Source organism: Paenibacillus sp. JNU01, from assembly GCF_059130585.1.
The window spans coordinates 5856180-5869005 of sequence record NZ_CP169723.1; the positions used below are offsets into that span (position 1 = coordinate 5856180).

General features: G+C 44.6%; 18 protein-coding genes and 1 riboswitch. Of the genes, 16 read left to right on the forward strand and 2 right to left on the reverse strand.

The window, feature by feature from the left end:
• Positions 1-20 precede the first annotated feature (20 nt).
• The 9 genes from NLBNIHML_RS25690 to NLBNIHML_RS25730 all read left to right on the forward strand — a co-directional run bounded on the left by NLBNIHML_RS25690 (position 21) and on the right by NLBNIHML_RS25730 (position 6337).
• Positions 21-443 (forward strand): YhfM domain-containing protein, encoded by a 423-nt coding sequence (locus tag NLBNIHML_RS25690; protein WP_494353119.1) that lies wholly within the window; start codon positions 21-23, stop codon positions 441-443.
• Positions 444-470: 27 nt separating this feature from the next.
• A complete protein-coding gene (locus NLBNIHML_RS25695; protein WP_494353120.1) occupies positions 471-1049 on the forward strand; it encodes a GNAT family N-acetyltransferase in 579 nt (192 codons plus the stop codon).
• Positions 1050-1191: 142 nt separating this feature from the next.
• On the forward strand, positions 1192-1689 hold the full coding sequence (locus tag NLBNIHML_RS25700) for a PH domain-containing protein (protein ID WP_339240668.1): 498 nt from the start codon (positions 1192-1194) through the stop codon (positions 1687-1689).
• Entirely contained in the window at positions 1686-3254 is a 1569-nt protein-coding gene (locus tag NLBNIHML_RS25705; protein ID WP_494353121.1) for a PH domain-containing protein, read from the forward strand. Before NLBNIHML_RS25700 ends, NLBNIHML_RS25705 begins: the two co-directional genes overlap by 4 nt.
• Before the next feature lie 75 nt (positions 3255-3329).
• A complete protein-coding gene (locus tag NLBNIHML_RS25710; RefSeq protein ID WP_494353122.1) occupies positions 3330-4106 on the forward strand; it encodes a Cof-type HAD-IIB family hydrolase in 777 nt (258 codons plus the stop codon).
• 111 nt (positions 4107-4217) lie between these two features.
• Complete coding sequence (locus NLBNIHML_RS25715) at positions 4218-4388, forward strand: YHYH domain-containing protein (RefSeq protein WP_339240672.1); 171 nt, start codon at positions 4218-4220, stop codon at positions 4386-4388.
• A gap of 35 nt (positions 4389-4423) precedes the next feature.
• Positions 4424-5086, forward strand: coding sequence for an HAD family hydrolase (locus NLBNIHML_RS25720; protein WP_339240674.1), 663 nt, complete (start codon positions 4424-4426; stop codon positions 5084-5086).
• Between the two features lie 68 nt (positions 5087-5154).
• Entirely contained in the window at positions 5155-5679 is a 525-nt protein-coding gene (locus tag NLBNIHML_RS25725; RefSeq protein ID WP_339240676.1) for an NUDIX domain-containing protein, read from the forward strand.
• Positions 5669-6337 carry a DUF3298 and DUF4163 domain-containing protein gene (locus NLBNIHML_RS25730; protein WP_472473557.1) on the forward strand — a complete coding sequence of 223 codons (669 nt, stop codon included), beginning with the start codon at positions 5669-5671 and terminating at the stop codon, positions 6335-6337. Before NLBNIHML_RS25725 ends, NLBNIHML_RS25730 begins: the two co-directional genes overlap by 11 nt.
• Before the next feature lie 111 nt (positions 6338-6448).
• On the opposite strand, the gene NLBNIHML_RS25735 is transcribed toward NLBNIHML_RS25730, so the two are convergent.
• Complete coding sequence (locus NLBNIHML_RS25735) at positions 6449-7609, reverse strand: glycosyltransferase family 4 protein (RefSeq protein WP_494353123.1); 1161 nt, start codon at positions 7607-7609, stop codon at positions 6449-6451.
• A gap of 427 nt (positions 7610-8036) precedes the next feature.
• Here NLBNIHML_RS25735 and NLBNIHML_RS25740 point away from each other — a divergent pair, with 427 nt between their 5' ends.
• Both NLBNIHML_RS25740 and NLBNIHML_RS25745 read left to right on the forward strand, forming a co-directional pair.
• The gene (locus tag NLBNIHML_RS25740) at positions 8037-8606 is read left to right on the forward strand and encodes a DMP19 family protein (protein WP_339240681.1); all 570 of its coding nucleotides are present in this window, start codon (positions 8037-8039) and stop codon (positions 8604-8606) included.
• A gap of 27 nt (positions 8607-8633) precedes the next feature.
• On the forward strand, positions 8634-8918 hold the full coding sequence (locus NLBNIHML_RS25745) for a hypothetical protein (protein ID WP_494353124.1): 285 nt from the start codon (positions 8634-8636) through the stop codon (positions 8916-8918).
• A 154-nt stretch (positions 8919-9072) separates the two neighbouring features.
• On the opposite strand, the gene NLBNIHML_RS25750 is transcribed toward NLBNIHML_RS25745, so the two are convergent.
• Complete coding sequence (locus NLBNIHML_RS25750) at positions 9073-9846, reverse strand: sporulation protein (protein ID WP_339240684.1); 774 nt, start codon at positions 9844-9846, stop codon at positions 9073-9075.
• A gap of 184 nt (positions 9847-10030) precedes the next feature.
• On the opposite strand from NLBNIHML_RS25750, the gene NLBNIHML_RS25755 reads away from it, so the two are divergent.
• From NLBNIHML_RS25755 to NLBNIHML_RS25775, 5 genes are read left to right on the forward strand one after another with little or no spacing between them, the layout of a single operon-like run.
• Positions 10031-10471 (forward strand): cupin domain-containing protein, encoded by a 441-nt coding sequence (locus tag NLBNIHML_RS25755; protein ID WP_472473551.1) that lies wholly within the window; start codon positions 10031-10033, stop codon positions 10469-10471.
• A 19-nt stretch (positions 10472-10490) separates the two neighbouring features.
• Positions 10491-11039, forward strand: coding sequence for a hypothetical protein (locus NLBNIHML_RS25760; RefSeq protein WP_339259903.1), 549 nt, complete (start codon positions 10491-10493; stop codon positions 11037-11039).
• Positions 11039-11578 carry a GNAT family N-acetyltransferase gene (locus NLBNIHML_RS25765; RefSeq protein ID WP_494353125.1) on the forward strand — a complete coding sequence of 180 codons (540 nt, stop codon included), beginning with the start codon at positions 11039-11041 and terminating at the stop codon, positions 11576-11578. Before NLBNIHML_RS25760 ends, NLBNIHML_RS25765 begins: the two co-directional genes overlap by 1 nt.
• Before the next feature lie 45 nt (positions 11579-11623).
• On the forward strand, positions 11624-12148 hold the full coding sequence (locus NLBNIHML_RS25770; RefSeq protein WP_339259907.1) for a YfiT family bacillithiol transferase: 525 nt from the start codon (positions 11624-11626) through the stop codon (positions 12146-12148).
• A 34-nt stretch (positions 12149-12182) separates the two neighbouring features.
• A complete protein-coding gene (locus tag NLBNIHML_RS25775; protein ID WP_494353126.1) occupies positions 12183-12698 on the forward strand; it encodes a GNAT family N-acetyltransferase in 516 nt (171 codons plus the stop codon).
• Between the two features lie 30 nt (positions 12699-12728).
• Positions 12729-12810: riboswitch (ZMP/ZTP riboswitch) on the forward strand.
• The last annotated feature ends 16 nt before the right edge of the window (positions 12811-12826 follow it).

Genomic DNA, 12826 nt, shown 5'->3' on the forward strand with positions numbered 1-12826 from the left:
AGGGGGGGGGGGCACGCAGTATGGTGAGATATGTAGGAGTGTTGCTCGTAGTCGTCATTGCCACGATCATTGCAGGGTGCAGTCAACCGAATGAATCGAACGCGGAAGAAGGGCTTCCTGTACTAATCACTTTAACGTGTAATCCCAACCTCGCCTCGGAACCATGCCAAGATGTTGAGTTTGATCGACCTGACGAGATTCAAATCATGATGGAGGCCATACATAAGGCAGAGCGTATACCGGGTATTATTGATTATGGTACGCAGTACAAGATGAGTATCAATAATGCAGATGGTTCGGTTACCCGGTATGATTTTTCATTAGGAATGGATCCCAAAATGCAAGGACTGTTAGTAAACGAGGAAGACACGCATACTGGATATAGCATTGCTCTTGAGGATGCGAATCAACTAAGAAGACTGATTCAGCGACGTACAGATTAAGAAGGTATATGGAACGGAGAAGAACCTGTGGATGACAAAATTACCATTGAACCATTGACACGATCGGACGCAGATGGAGCGTATCAGGTGTTCAAGACAACGATCCCGGCAGCATTTGAACAGGAGGGCATAGGCTCGCTACTGGATGATATCCAGGATGAAATAGCACATAAGAGAGCATTAATTCACACTGCATTGCAGCCAGATCATAACAAGGAAGCAAATATATTTTTCCTCGTGGCCAAAATGGGTAAGTCCATTGTAGGCACAATCTCGTATGGACCTTGTGGTGAGGAGATTCGAGAATGTACAGAGGGTAGACTGAATGATATCGGAGAACTGGGTAGCCTGTACGTGATGCCCGAGGTTCAAGGTCAAGGGATTGGTTCGGCGCTCATAGTCGCATTGGTTACTGAGCTTCAGCGGCGTGGAATTAAACAATTCTGCCTGGATAGCGGCTATCGAATTGCACAGAAGAAGTGGCAACGCAAATTCGGTGAACCCTATGTCGTAATGAAGAACTATTGGGGTGAAGGAACAGATCATATGGTTTGGCTATGTAAAGTACAGGATTTTATAGAGGTTGTTCAAAAAGCCCGCTTTTGATTACAAATAAAGAGATGACGACCTGTACTTTACAGGGGTCATCTCTTTTACTAAGTGAATCTTTCTGCATCGATGGTAGACGATTATTCGTACAGTGTATTATGTGTGTTTTTATGTAGCCGAAGGAAAAAGGAGTGAACATATGTCAATCCAATGGAAGATACCCGAGCAACGGCTCTCCCCTCATGCGGTAAATCTATGGAGAATTAGCGCCATCCTATGGAATGTCATAGGTTTCCTGATCCTTGCCGTACTGTTAATACTCGACTCCATCTATGGATGGAAGACGTGGGTCGGTTGGATCCTGTGGGGGGTTACGGCCATATCCGTGCTCTATGCGGCGTGGGATATTTTCATCCAGCCTGCATGGTTATATAAGCATTGGTACTATGATGTGAATGAGGAGTTTCTGCAATTGAAGCGTGGGGCGCTAACCAAGGTACATCAGATCATCCCTATGGCTAAGATACAATCGGTTACAACAAATCAGGGACCTTTGATGCGAAAATATGGACTCTATTCCGTATCGGTTGGCACGATGGGGTCATCGCATGAAATCCCGGCATTGCCCGAGGAAGTCGCGCTTGCGCTCCGTCATCAGATTGCGTCCTATGCACGGATTAATGAGGTGGATGAATGATCGATATGAAGCGACATCATCCATTAACCATACTGTGGAGTCTGTGGAAACTGGTGAAGAATTCGTTTGCCATCATCCTTTTTTTGTTTGTTTTCCGTCAGGGCTCAGAGTCCCCATGGCTTTTCTATGGAAGGATCGCCTTCTATGCAGGTATCTCCATCGGCATCGTGTCAATCATCTGGAAGTGGTTTACCTCTCGTTATACTGCAGACGATAAGGCCTTTCACATCTATAGTGGTGTGTTTAACCGCACCCGAAGAACGATACCATATACCAAAGTGCAAAATGTGAATCGCCACACGACTCTATTTCACCGTCTGTTTAACGTGACATCGATCCGATTTGAGACCGGGATTAAGGGAGAAGATGCTACCTTTCAGTTACACGTTGTTTCACTTTCCGAAGCAGAACAGTTGGAGAAGATTGTGGCGGGTTATATGACAGAAGATGCAGAAGCAGAAACGGTAGAAGCAACAGAGGAACATGAACCGTTGGATGCAGTTAAAGATATGGAAGAGGGAGAGGCGAAATCCCACTCTGTTATAACCGATCAAGCCATGTCTCTGCCTGCAAAAGAGAAACAAGAACGGGTTGTTCATTATCATTCGACCCGCAAGGACATAATCAAAGCGTCGTTTACCTCGCTCAGCTTTCTCGTATTGATTCCAGTCCTGGGTACACTTTATTCCTGGGTGAAAGATTTCTTCCCCGATGAAGAAGTAACGGAAAGTTTATTCTTAACATGGCTTGATTCCTGGTGGATTGCCGGTTTGATGATTTTGGTTTTATTGATCATATCCATCGCTCTGGGGATTGTCAGAACCTTTGTGAAGTATGGAAACTTTCAGATCACCTCGGATACCAAGCGGATCTATATCTCGAAGGGCATGATGGAACAAACGTCATTTTCAATCTTGAAAGAACGAGTTCAGGCTGTGAAAATTACACAGTCTCCGATGAAAAGGTTGCTTGGACTAGCGGAAGTAGAACTGACCACTGCAGGTAGTCTGGGGGAATCCGAGCAGGAGGTAAACTCGCTCTATCCCTTCTTGCCGGTGAAGCAAGCTTATACCATGATTGAAGAGATACTACCATCCTATCAGGTGACGCAGGAGATGGAAAAACTTCCGAGAATATCACTATGGCTGCGTCTGCTCAAACCAAGCTGGGGATGGATCATGATTACAGGTGTATTGTGGTATTTCAAACCATTTGTTCTTGGGCAGAAGCATGCCTGGTGGATGATTTCGACGATTCTGCTCGTGTGGATTGCAACAAGCAGAGTGATGGACTTTTTCCATACCAGATACACTTTACATCAAAATTTCATTCAACTTCGGACTGGGGCGCTCACTTCAACACTCTTTATCTCCAAACGCGAGAAAGTCATCGAAGTACAGATCACCCGTAACGTGTTACAGCGCTGGTTCGGTGTTGCTTCCATTCATACGGTAAACCGTGCCAAACCTGTCCTGCATCATCGTGCACATGACATTCCCCTGGATACGGCGGAATCATTTCAATTATGGTACATGGGACGTACCCAAGATGTTCAGACCCGGTAAATCGCAAGAGCAAGTGCAGGAAGACCGCATCAGGTTATTCTGTACTTGCTCTTTTAATAGAGGAGGAAGGATATTTTGATGAAAGCTGTGTTCTTTGATGTGGATGGCACATTGCTGAGCGAAATAGATCGGAGTTTGTCACCGCGTACAGCAGAGTCGATCCGGGAATTGATTCGTAAAGGCGTTCAAGTCGTACTTGTAACAGGTAGACCCTATAATCTATGCGAAGAATTCAGAAATCTCGGAATCGAGACGATCATTTCGGCTAATGGGGCATTGATCAAAGCAGGTAATGAAGTGATACATAAGTCTGTACTTTCTGCACAGATGGTAAGAGCATTCAGTGAGTTTGCCGAGTTGCAGGGGCACAGTATTTCATATTTTACAGAATCATTTGAGACGAACGGGTTGTGTACAGCAGATGGTCGTGTTACTGATGCCTTAAGAGATACGCTTGGACTCATGGTTTCCCCGGAGAAAATCAGCACGTTGGAACAGGACGTATATTGCATCTGCTTATATGCGGATGAAACGGAGACGGAGAAATTCCAATCCAGATTTCCTTCTTTACGATTCGTGAGATTCCATCCGTATGTAGTGAATGTGCTGGAAGCAAGCGAAGTCAGCAAATCGATAGCCGCAGAGAAAGTCCTCAATTACCTGAAGATATCCAGAGAGGATACAATGGCCTTTGGCGATGGGGAGAATGATGTGGATCTGCTAACGTATGCGGGAATCGGAATTGCGATGGGAAATGGCGGAGAACGAATTAAACAAACCGCAGATTATGTTACTCTACGAGCAAGTGAAGATGGCGTCACCCATGCGCTGGAGCAATTCAAGCTCATATGAGGATTCACACATAAAATAAAGATGAAGGATATCCCAATTGTGGATTTTCATGTAGAATGATATAGCACGTAATAAGCCCTAAAGCATAGGGTGTAGATCGAAGGGTGACTTATGAAAAAGGTTGTTATTGTAATTCTGTCTCTTGTTGTACTTGTTGGTGTATCTTCTTCCGCTTATGCTCATCCAGGCAGACTGGATAAGAACGGTGGACATAACTGTTCAGCCAAATCCAAGCAAAAGGGTCTGTGCAAGGGTTATCACTATCATAAAAAGAAAAAATAAGCACTGCTTTACATTCTTGAACAGGGGGAAGAGGAATGAATCATATTAAAGCCGTTATTTTTGATTTGGACAATACAATTCTAAACAGAACGATGACTTTTGACGGATTCACGCAACGTTTAATGAACACTTATTTTGGTCACCTTGAGTCAACTGAAGAGATAAGCAAGCGAATTATTGAACTAGACCAGGATGGTTATAAGGACAAACCCCTCCTGTTCAACGAATTGTTGCATGAATTGCCATGGGCAGAGCATCCGCCACATGCAGAACTGATGGAGTTCTACGGCAGAGAGTATGTACGAAGTTCAGTTCTAATGGAACAGGCGCGAGAAGTCGTTCAGCATCTGCGGGGGAAATATCAAACCGGGTTAATAACCAATGGGCAGACTGATATTCAGTATGGGAAAATCGATCAACTCGGTATCCGGGATGACTACGACCATATTATTGTTTCAGAAGAGGCAGGAGTCAAAAAGCCTGATCCACGCATCTTTCAGCTTGCACTTGATCATTTCGGTCTAACTCCGGAGCAGTGCATCTACATTGGCGATCATCCGGTGAACGATATTCAAGGTGCAGCAAGCGTAGGCATGAGCACCATCTGGATGAAGGTCAACCAACCTTGGCAGGACAGCATCACGATTAGTCCTTTACATACGATTGAACATCTAAGTGAGCTAAAGGAATTGCTTTAGAGGACAGTTAGATAAGTAAAATCTAATATCACAGTTTCGAAAGCGAGGTACATATGGAGATTAGACAGATGGCTACAGCGTTTTTGAGCAATGGCTCAGACATGCTGATGATGAAGAAGGCAGGCAGCAGATTGTTTGATTTTGAATTTTGGGGCGGTATAGGCGGGCATCTGGAGCAAGGGGAACTGAACGCACCCATGACTGCCAGCTATCGGGAGATTGAAGAAGAGACCGGATTCAAGCCAGAGGATATCGAACACTTTCGACTTCGAACTATTCTGTTAGAGGTTAGCGGTGGTGAGATTTGGCAGCAGTTTGTCTATTTTGGAGAGACGAAGCATCGACAATTTGTACCTTCCGATGAAGGAGAGTTATTCTGGATACCGCAAGATGAGGTACTGGATTTACATGCGTCTATTCTGGTCAAAGCGACGCTTAGGCACTATTTACAACAGCCGGGAGCAGAAGACATCTGGATTGGCAACGTTCAGAGCGGAACAGACTTAAAGGGCACTCCACAGGTTATATGGAACAGAATGCAGGAAGCGAAATCATTTGAGCCCAAGGGGGTTGCCAATAATATTGAAAGATAGAACTGGAAGAAAAAAATGGAGATGGATTAATTACCTGTTGATCACTGTACTGATTGCTATCATTCTTCCGAGTAGTCATGTAGAGGCAGACAGCACGATTACAGTGAAAACGAAGGTCCAATATTACAAAGGACAGCCATACATACATCTAACAGGTGGAAAGAAATCTGTGACGGATAAGTTGAACAAGACGTTTAAACTCCACGCAGTGAAAGCAGCTCGCCTGGACAAAGAAGAAAAGCAATCAAACAAAGCTTATTTCTACACTACCATGGCCAGTGTAAAATACAATGCAAAAGAAAAGTTGTCTGTAGTATATGAAGATCATGTATACACTGGCGGAGCACATGGAATGGATGCGACAACATCATATAACTATGATTTAAGAACAGGGGAAGAACTGAAGCTAAGCGAGTATGTTAAAGATGATATTCAGATGGAGAAGGTAGAGAGATCCATCTCCAACAGTTTATTAGCCATGTATAATGCTGGAGTTTCTATTTTTGAAGAGAATATTTATGATTTTCAGCTTGATCAAACATCTGAATTCTTTTTGTATGACAAAGGGATCGTCATCCGATTCTATCCTTATGAGGTTGCACCCTACGCTAAAGGATTTGTAGATATCAAAGTCCCATACACTAAATTCAACCAATAGATATATGCAATAAAAGACATGATCCCGTTCAATAAGATCATGTCTCTTTATATTAATATCGTAATATCAATACATAATATGTCTTTAACGAATGAAGTCTTTACGACCGGATCAGGCTGTAATAATCCGATCTTTCGTTTGTCTATTCCGATGTTCGATAGCTTCCTCATAATCCACGATCAATGTATCAAAAATATGCTCCCACGACCGCTGTTCAGCCAGCTTTCTGCCTTCCAGTCCCATCATCCTCAATTGGTCCACGTGATTTCCCCAGAGACATATCTCCCGAATCAGTGCATCAGCCTGACCTGGCTCGAACAATACTCCATTACGGTGGTGGGATACCAGATCCTTTACACCTCCGGCATTGGCCGCCACCACAGGAAGCCCTGAAGCCATCGCTTCCAGCACCACATTGCCAAATGTCTCCGTAGCGGAAGGAAACACAAACAGATCTGCCGAAGCATACATAACAGCAAGGTCTTCCCCGTGCATATAACCTGTAAAGGTGACATTTGGTGGGGAGTGCAGACGCATTTTGGGAAGAGATGGGCCGTCACCAACGATAATCCAGTGTACACGGGACTGCATTTCCTGGGGCAACTGTTGCATCGTAGTCGTGAGCGTAGCGATATCTTTTTCCGGGGCAATGCGTCCAACGTAGAGTAAAATAAGGGGAGCAGTGATGTGGTATCGTTCACGGATATCCGAGCTGCGTTTATCAGGGGAGTACAGGTTGCAATCAATTCCGCGAGACCAAAGCTTCAGACGCTGAATGCCTTGGACTTGAAGGGTGTTTATCGTTTCCCGAGATGGGGCAAGGGTTGCATCACAGGTGCGGTGGAACCATTGGATATATTTCCAATAGAGAGGGATCATACTTTTCAACCGGTAATATTCGAGGTAACGATCAAAGTGGGTATGGTAGGAGACAACATGTGGAAGGTGATGTTTGAGCGCATACCTCAGGCCAAGCAGCCCCATATTAAAAGGCGTGGCGATATGCAGCAGATCGGGTTGAAAGGTTTGCAGCTGCTTATGAGTGTCTGTTCTGTTGGGTAGTGCAATGCGGCATTCAGGATACAGAAAAAAAGGGATGTTGGCAACCGATCGGACTTGAGTCTCATGGCTTCCTTCAATGATGGAGTTCGGAGTAAACAGCAGATGTTCAATTCTTCTGCGGTTCAGATGGTTACTCAAGCGGTGGAGCGTGCCAGCAACACCATTGGTTTCCGGAAGATAGGTGTCTGTGAACAAGGCCAGGCGCATCATTACCCCTCCCATGACTCGTGATGCCAAGATCATAACAGCGGAACATTTTCCCGAGGTCAAGTGCATGTTAACTTGACGATATTCCCTGTAAATTTGATAACAGGATAGACATACTAACTACTATAAGTTCAACTTATATAATGTATTCTGCTATGATGTAATAACGTGTCGGCGTAGTTGAGCTTGATATTTACACGATAACGGAGAGGACAGAAAAAAACTGAAGAAGCGGAGCTAAAAGCTTTCTGCAAGAAAGCTGCTTCGGAAGCATACACTTCGCCTTTATCACTGGAGTTTCCCCGTTAATAAAGGGAATGAGAAAAATCTGGGGATAACAGCGAGCGGAAGTTTATTCTGGCCGCGTAGTGGTCCAGTGTAAAAAAATCGTTTAACTATTCAGATAGAGAGATACAGGAGGCAGAGAAAGATGAACAAGTTACAAGAAGAACTGCAGGAGTTGTTACCACTCGATCAGTTTGAAGAGATGTCAGGTGAAGAAGTGGTGGGGAGTGTTGCCATGGACCTTTATCGGGCTGAATTCGCAACGATTCGAGAGAGTGGGCCGGAACTTCCGCAAGTATTGCGAGATATCATTCTAATCATCGATCTGGATACCGAGCTGTCCATGAACGGTATGACCGGTTTCCTTGAGAATGCCAGCGGGCAGTATCTGAGTGAGACGATAACAGCTATGGAACGGATCGGCAATGATGCAGATGCCGTGATCCTGAAGAAGATAGAGCAGATGTTGTCCGAAAGCGGCGTAACGAACGGGCAATTGCGAGATAATGTGAATGGCCTGTCTGAAGATGACATTACGACAAGCCTGCAAACGCATGGGGAACAGATTCATGAGGTATTGCAGGAGATTGAATTGGAAGCCGCGAATTTAAGCATGCAAGCAGATAACGAGGAAAGCTTCGACTTGCTGTATCAGTATGTGGATGCCAACAAAGGTCTGCTGAAAAAGGAGATGCAGCATTTCTTGTCTAATTGAATGGGAAGAGGGGGCGAAATGACAAACATGAACAAAAGATTAGCAACGGAATCCGTTCTGGTTACCCTGTTATTCATCATCGGTTTTGCAGCTTGGAATGTTGTGCAAGGCATGATCATGACCATGAATTACGCACCTGATCTGACAAACACCGCTTCTTCCTTTACCCCATTGCAATCCAAGGTTGCCTTTGGAACTATGGTTCGATGGGATACAACATCCATGATTATGGCTGTTGCCGGGTTCATTGTGCTCGCCGCTGCATATTACGGTCTTCGATCAGGAATGCAACGCTGGACACAGCGTTCCTGAAGGTGTGTCCTCGTAAGCTACATGTCTGTCCCATGTTCCTTACGCTGTCTTTGCACGGGGAGAACTTCGAAGTCTTATTACCCGGAAAACCAAAAACCGTCCTTCATCAGATTTATCTGATAGAGGACGGTTTTATTTTTTCACAGACTACAGACTAGATATGTTTGGAAATAACCTCTTCCAGTCCTTGAGCGACAGAATGTGCACCCCGTGCCAGATGCCTTTCATACAGATGCAAGCGGACAAAACTTTCATCCGTCCCCATGGCTTCGGAGAATATTCCACTGAGCCCACGAGCACGGCGGTCGATCTGTAATAACAGTTCGAGCGAATCGCCCATTGGATAGAACAGGACTTCCAACTCATCCAGATGTCCACGGAACTTGTTTGTTGGTACATATTCGAATTCCTGCACAAATGGCAGATTTCCGCCAAGCTTCGGCGCATAGTCGTTGGTCACTTCACGCAGCTTGAAGCCAAGAATATCGATCGCATCGAGCACAGTATTCATGTCTTTGCTAGGAACAACATGCAATCTGTCACGGTCTGATGGGTCCACCGCGCTTGAGATATCGAGCCCCGTTTCTACCCAAACTTCTGCACGATGCAGTGTAATCGGCAGGTTTTCTGGCAGGTCAAATGAAAATTCTTTCTCCAATTTGGCTCCAGGCTGTAAAGTAAAACCTTCGGTGAGCAGGTATTTGGCGATAATGGCTGTTTCTTTTACTTTGCGATCATCGTGCTCCCGTATGTAATGGGTTTTGATTGAAAGATAGATTCGATCTACGTTCTGTTCCACATCTCCACCTTCAATGTACACAACCCCTGAGATGATTCCTCCAGGCGTGACTTCTGGTGTATGCAATTCCGTATTTACTTTGGCTGCTCCAACACCTACACTGGCTAACATTTTTTTGAAAAATGACATGCGCTCAACCTCCAGATCAGATGGTTTTATTATTGGGCATACATACGACTTCGACCTTAATACGGAAGCTGGGAGAGAAGCGTTTCAAATTTTGGCAAAGATATTCGCATATTCAAACAGGAGATTCGCTTAGTCGATGTCGAATGTTAGATTAAAGGGATTTTTTGTCAGGAGATGAAGACAATTGAACACAGAATTTTCAGAACAGAAATATGGTGAGACTGGTGTCAAAACCAGCTTTGAGCAGATGGCGAACGGGGAACAGAAATATAAAATGATATCCGAAGATGGCAGTTATTATTGCAGAACCGTTGCTTCTTCCCAGGGAGCATGGCAAAACAGTCATGTACATATCAGTCTAACGGAGTTTTATGTGGTGCAATCCGGATGGATTGCTTATGCCAGTTATGGAGACGATCAGGTGTTTTCCATTCGAGTGATGCGTGAAGGAGAGCATATTATTGTCCAACCTGGAGTGCACCACAATATATACATGTCTGCACATAGCACGATCCATACAATCAAACATGGATTGAATACATCCAGTGATTGGATGGCATCACCTGAGTTGGATAGGTTAACTCAATCTGTAACAGAGAAGGAGCTGCTCCAGAAGTATGATTAACCAGACGGGAGGCAGACAGATGCGTAAAAGAACAATATTTTGGATTACGGGAATAACGATCATATTCTTGGTGACTCTGCTCATCTATAGCTATGTTATTCCAAGTGTGAATGCCAAAGATGTTGTAATGGCAGGTACCATCAGGCAGATTGATACGGATGCAGTTGAGGTAGAGTTAGAGATAACGCGAAAAAGAGAAGACAAAGATCAACATATGGTGTATCCCGTTGTCCCGGGGTGGGGAGGAGCCACATTCACTGAAGAACAAGATAATGCGTGGTACGTGCCTTCGTCTGTTGGCAGCTCCTATCTTGATCAAGTCATTCTGGAAGAGTATCTGAAGGTGCAGGGGAAAACGAGGAAATCAGCTGAGAATCTGATAGGGTTTGCAATCCCTGATGAGATGGGGAGTTACAAGTTGAGGTTTACGCTCAGATCCTTGGATGGAACGACTCAACCGCTTGAAAATCCCATCGTGTATTATGTTCATAACGAGCAGTTGTTGGGGAAGGATCTAAGTTGGGTTACGGGTGAAAATCTGGAGATCATTAAGGAGTATGCAGAGTGATGAGTGTATATGAATCAAACGGAATCACCGTACGTTTCTTGGAAACAGAAGATGAACACCAGCTGGTGAAGTGGCTGACTGACCCGGAAGTCCTTCAATACTATGAAGGCCGTGATCGGCCGCATGATCTGGAGCAGGTAAGAGAGCATTTTTACAATCAGGATGATGATGCTACCCGTTGTATCGTTGAGTATGTAGGAAGTCCCATAGGATACATTCAGTTCTATAAGCTTGAGGAAGAAGAACGAACGGAGTATGGTTATGGAGACACGGATGAGATCATCTATGGAACGGATCAGTTCATTGGTGAGATAGATTATTGGAACAAAGGTATCGGAACATTGCTGGTGCAATCCATGCTGGCCTATCTCATTCATGAAAAACAAGCCCGTAAAGTGGTTATGGACCCTCAATCCTGGAACTTGCGAGCGATATCCTGTTATGAGAAATGTGGTTTTCAAAGGATTAAGCTGTTGGAGAAACATGAGCTGCATGAAGGGCAGATGAGAGACTGCTGGCTCATGGAATATGCACGTTAGAATATTAAGAGCTATTTTCATCATACAAACAAGGAGGAATAATGGATGGACGAACGATTTCCGATAGGCCCATTTGTACACACGGGTGAAGTTACTTTGGCACAGCGGGAGAAGTGGATTCAGGACATTGCTGAGCTACCTGAACGCGCGCGAGAAGCGGTAAAGGGGCTGAGTGAAGAGCAATTAAGTCTGCCGTATCGAGAAGGTGGATGGATGCTCAAACAGGTCATTCACCACATGGCAGACAGCCATATGAACAGTATGATTCGTTTCAAGTTGGCACTGACAGAGGATACACCTACAATTCGACCGTATTATGAAGAGCGTTGGGCTGAACTGAGTGATTCAAGGGACCTGGATGTTGAGTTCTCACTTCAAATTCTGGATGCGCTCCATCGTCGGTGGGTGGTTCTGTTAAATGCACTGACAGATGCGGATTATGCCAAACAATTCTATCATCCCTCATCGCAAGAAACGACGAGACTGGATTATAATCTGGGCATGTATGCTTGGCATGGCAAACACCATGTTGCTCATATTACATCGCTTCGAGATCGACTGGAAATTTAGTTAGGATAAATATCTTATTAAGGAGAATTTATTAATGACTGTACATATCAGATTATTAAATGAGAGTGATCCTGTAATCATATCCAAGGCGTTTCAGGAGCAGGGGTGGGGGAGATACGCTGAGCAGTATCTTCATTACTTGGCTGAACAACAGAATGGGGACCGTGTAACCTTGGTAGCGGAGTTGAATGGAGAATTTGCCGGATACGTGAATGTATTGTGGCATTCCAAATACCCTTCTTTCAGGGAACAAGGCATTCCCGAAATTAACGATTTCAATGTGCTGATCAAGTTCCAGCGCCAAGGTATTGGTTCACGGTTGATGGACCGCGCAGAGGAAGTTATTTCGGAACGAACGGATGTAGCAGGTATTGGTGTAGGTGTATTTTCCGATTATGGCAAAGCGCAAATTTTATATGCCCATCGCGGATACATACCGGACGGTCATGGTGTTCACAGACACGATCATTACATTCAGCCAGGTGAAGAAACGATTATGGACGACGATGTTGTACTTTATCTTACGAAGAAATTAAGAGGCATACAATAAGTGTGAGTGATGTATACTGGTTTTTAAATATCGATTGTGTGTGACTGGCGTAAACGTGGAGTGAACCACGAGGAAGCACATATATTATATGCCGTACGCCTGGGCAAAGTGTTTGATCTTTTGATCAA

Bases quoted from the DNA above. Each gene is read 5' to 3' on its own strand.
- NLBNIHML_RS25690 (WP_494353119.1), top strand. From the start codon at position 21: ATGGTGAGATATGTAGGAGTGTTGCTCGTAGTCGTCATTGCCACGATC.
- NLBNIHML_RS25700 (WP_339240668.1), top strand. From the start codon at position 1,192: ATGTCAATCCAATGGAAGATACCCGAGCAACGGCTCTCCCCTCATGCG.
- NLBNIHML_RS25705 (WP_494353121.1), top strand. From the start codon at position 1,686: ATGATCGATATGAAGCGACATCATCCATTAACCATACTGTGGAGTCTG.
- NLBNIHML_RS25715 (WP_339240672.1), top strand. From the start codon at position 4,218: ATGAAAAAGGTTGTTATTGTAATTCTGTCTCTTGTTGTACTTGTTGGT.
- NLBNIHML_RS25720 (WP_339240674.1), top strand. From the start codon at position 4,424: ATGAATCATATTAAAGCCGTTATTTTTGATTTGGACAATACAATTCTA.
- NLBNIHML_RS25725 (WP_339240676.1), top strand. From the start codon at position 5,155: ATGGCTACAGCGTTTTTGAGCAATGGCTCAGACATGCTGATGATGAAG.
- NLBNIHML_RS25735 (WP_494353123.1), bottom strand. From the start codon at position 7,609: ATGATGCGCCTGGCCTTGTTCACAGACACCTATCTTCCGGAAACCAAT.
- NLBNIHML_RS25740 (WP_339240681.1), top strand. From the start codon at position 8,037: ATGAACAAGTTACAAGAAGAACTGCAGGAGTTGTTACCACTCGATCAG.
- NLBNIHML_RS25745 (WP_494353124.1), top strand. From the start codon at position 8,634: ATGAACAAAAGATTAGCAACGGAATCCGTTCTGGTTACCCTGTTATTC.
- NLBNIHML_RS25750 (WP_339240684.1), bottom strand. From the start codon at position 9,846: ATGTCATTTTTCAAAAAAATGTTAGCCAGTGTAGGTGTTGGAGCAGCC.
- NLBNIHML_RS25760 (WP_339259903.1), top strand. From the start codon at position 10,491: ATGCGTAAAAGAACAATATTTTGGATTACGGGAATAACGATCATATTC.
- NLBNIHML_RS25765 (WP_494353125.1), top strand. From the start codon at position 11,039: ATGAGTGTATATGAATCAAACGGAATCACCGTACGTTTCTTGGAAACA.
- NLBNIHML_RS25770 (WP_339259907.1), top strand. From the start codon at position 11,624: ATGGACGAACGATTTCCGATAGGCCCATTTGTACACACGGGTGAAGTT.
- NLBNIHML_RS25775 (WP_494353126.1), top strand. From the start codon at position 12,183: ATGACTGTACATATCAGATTATTAAATGAGAGTGATCCTGTAATCATA.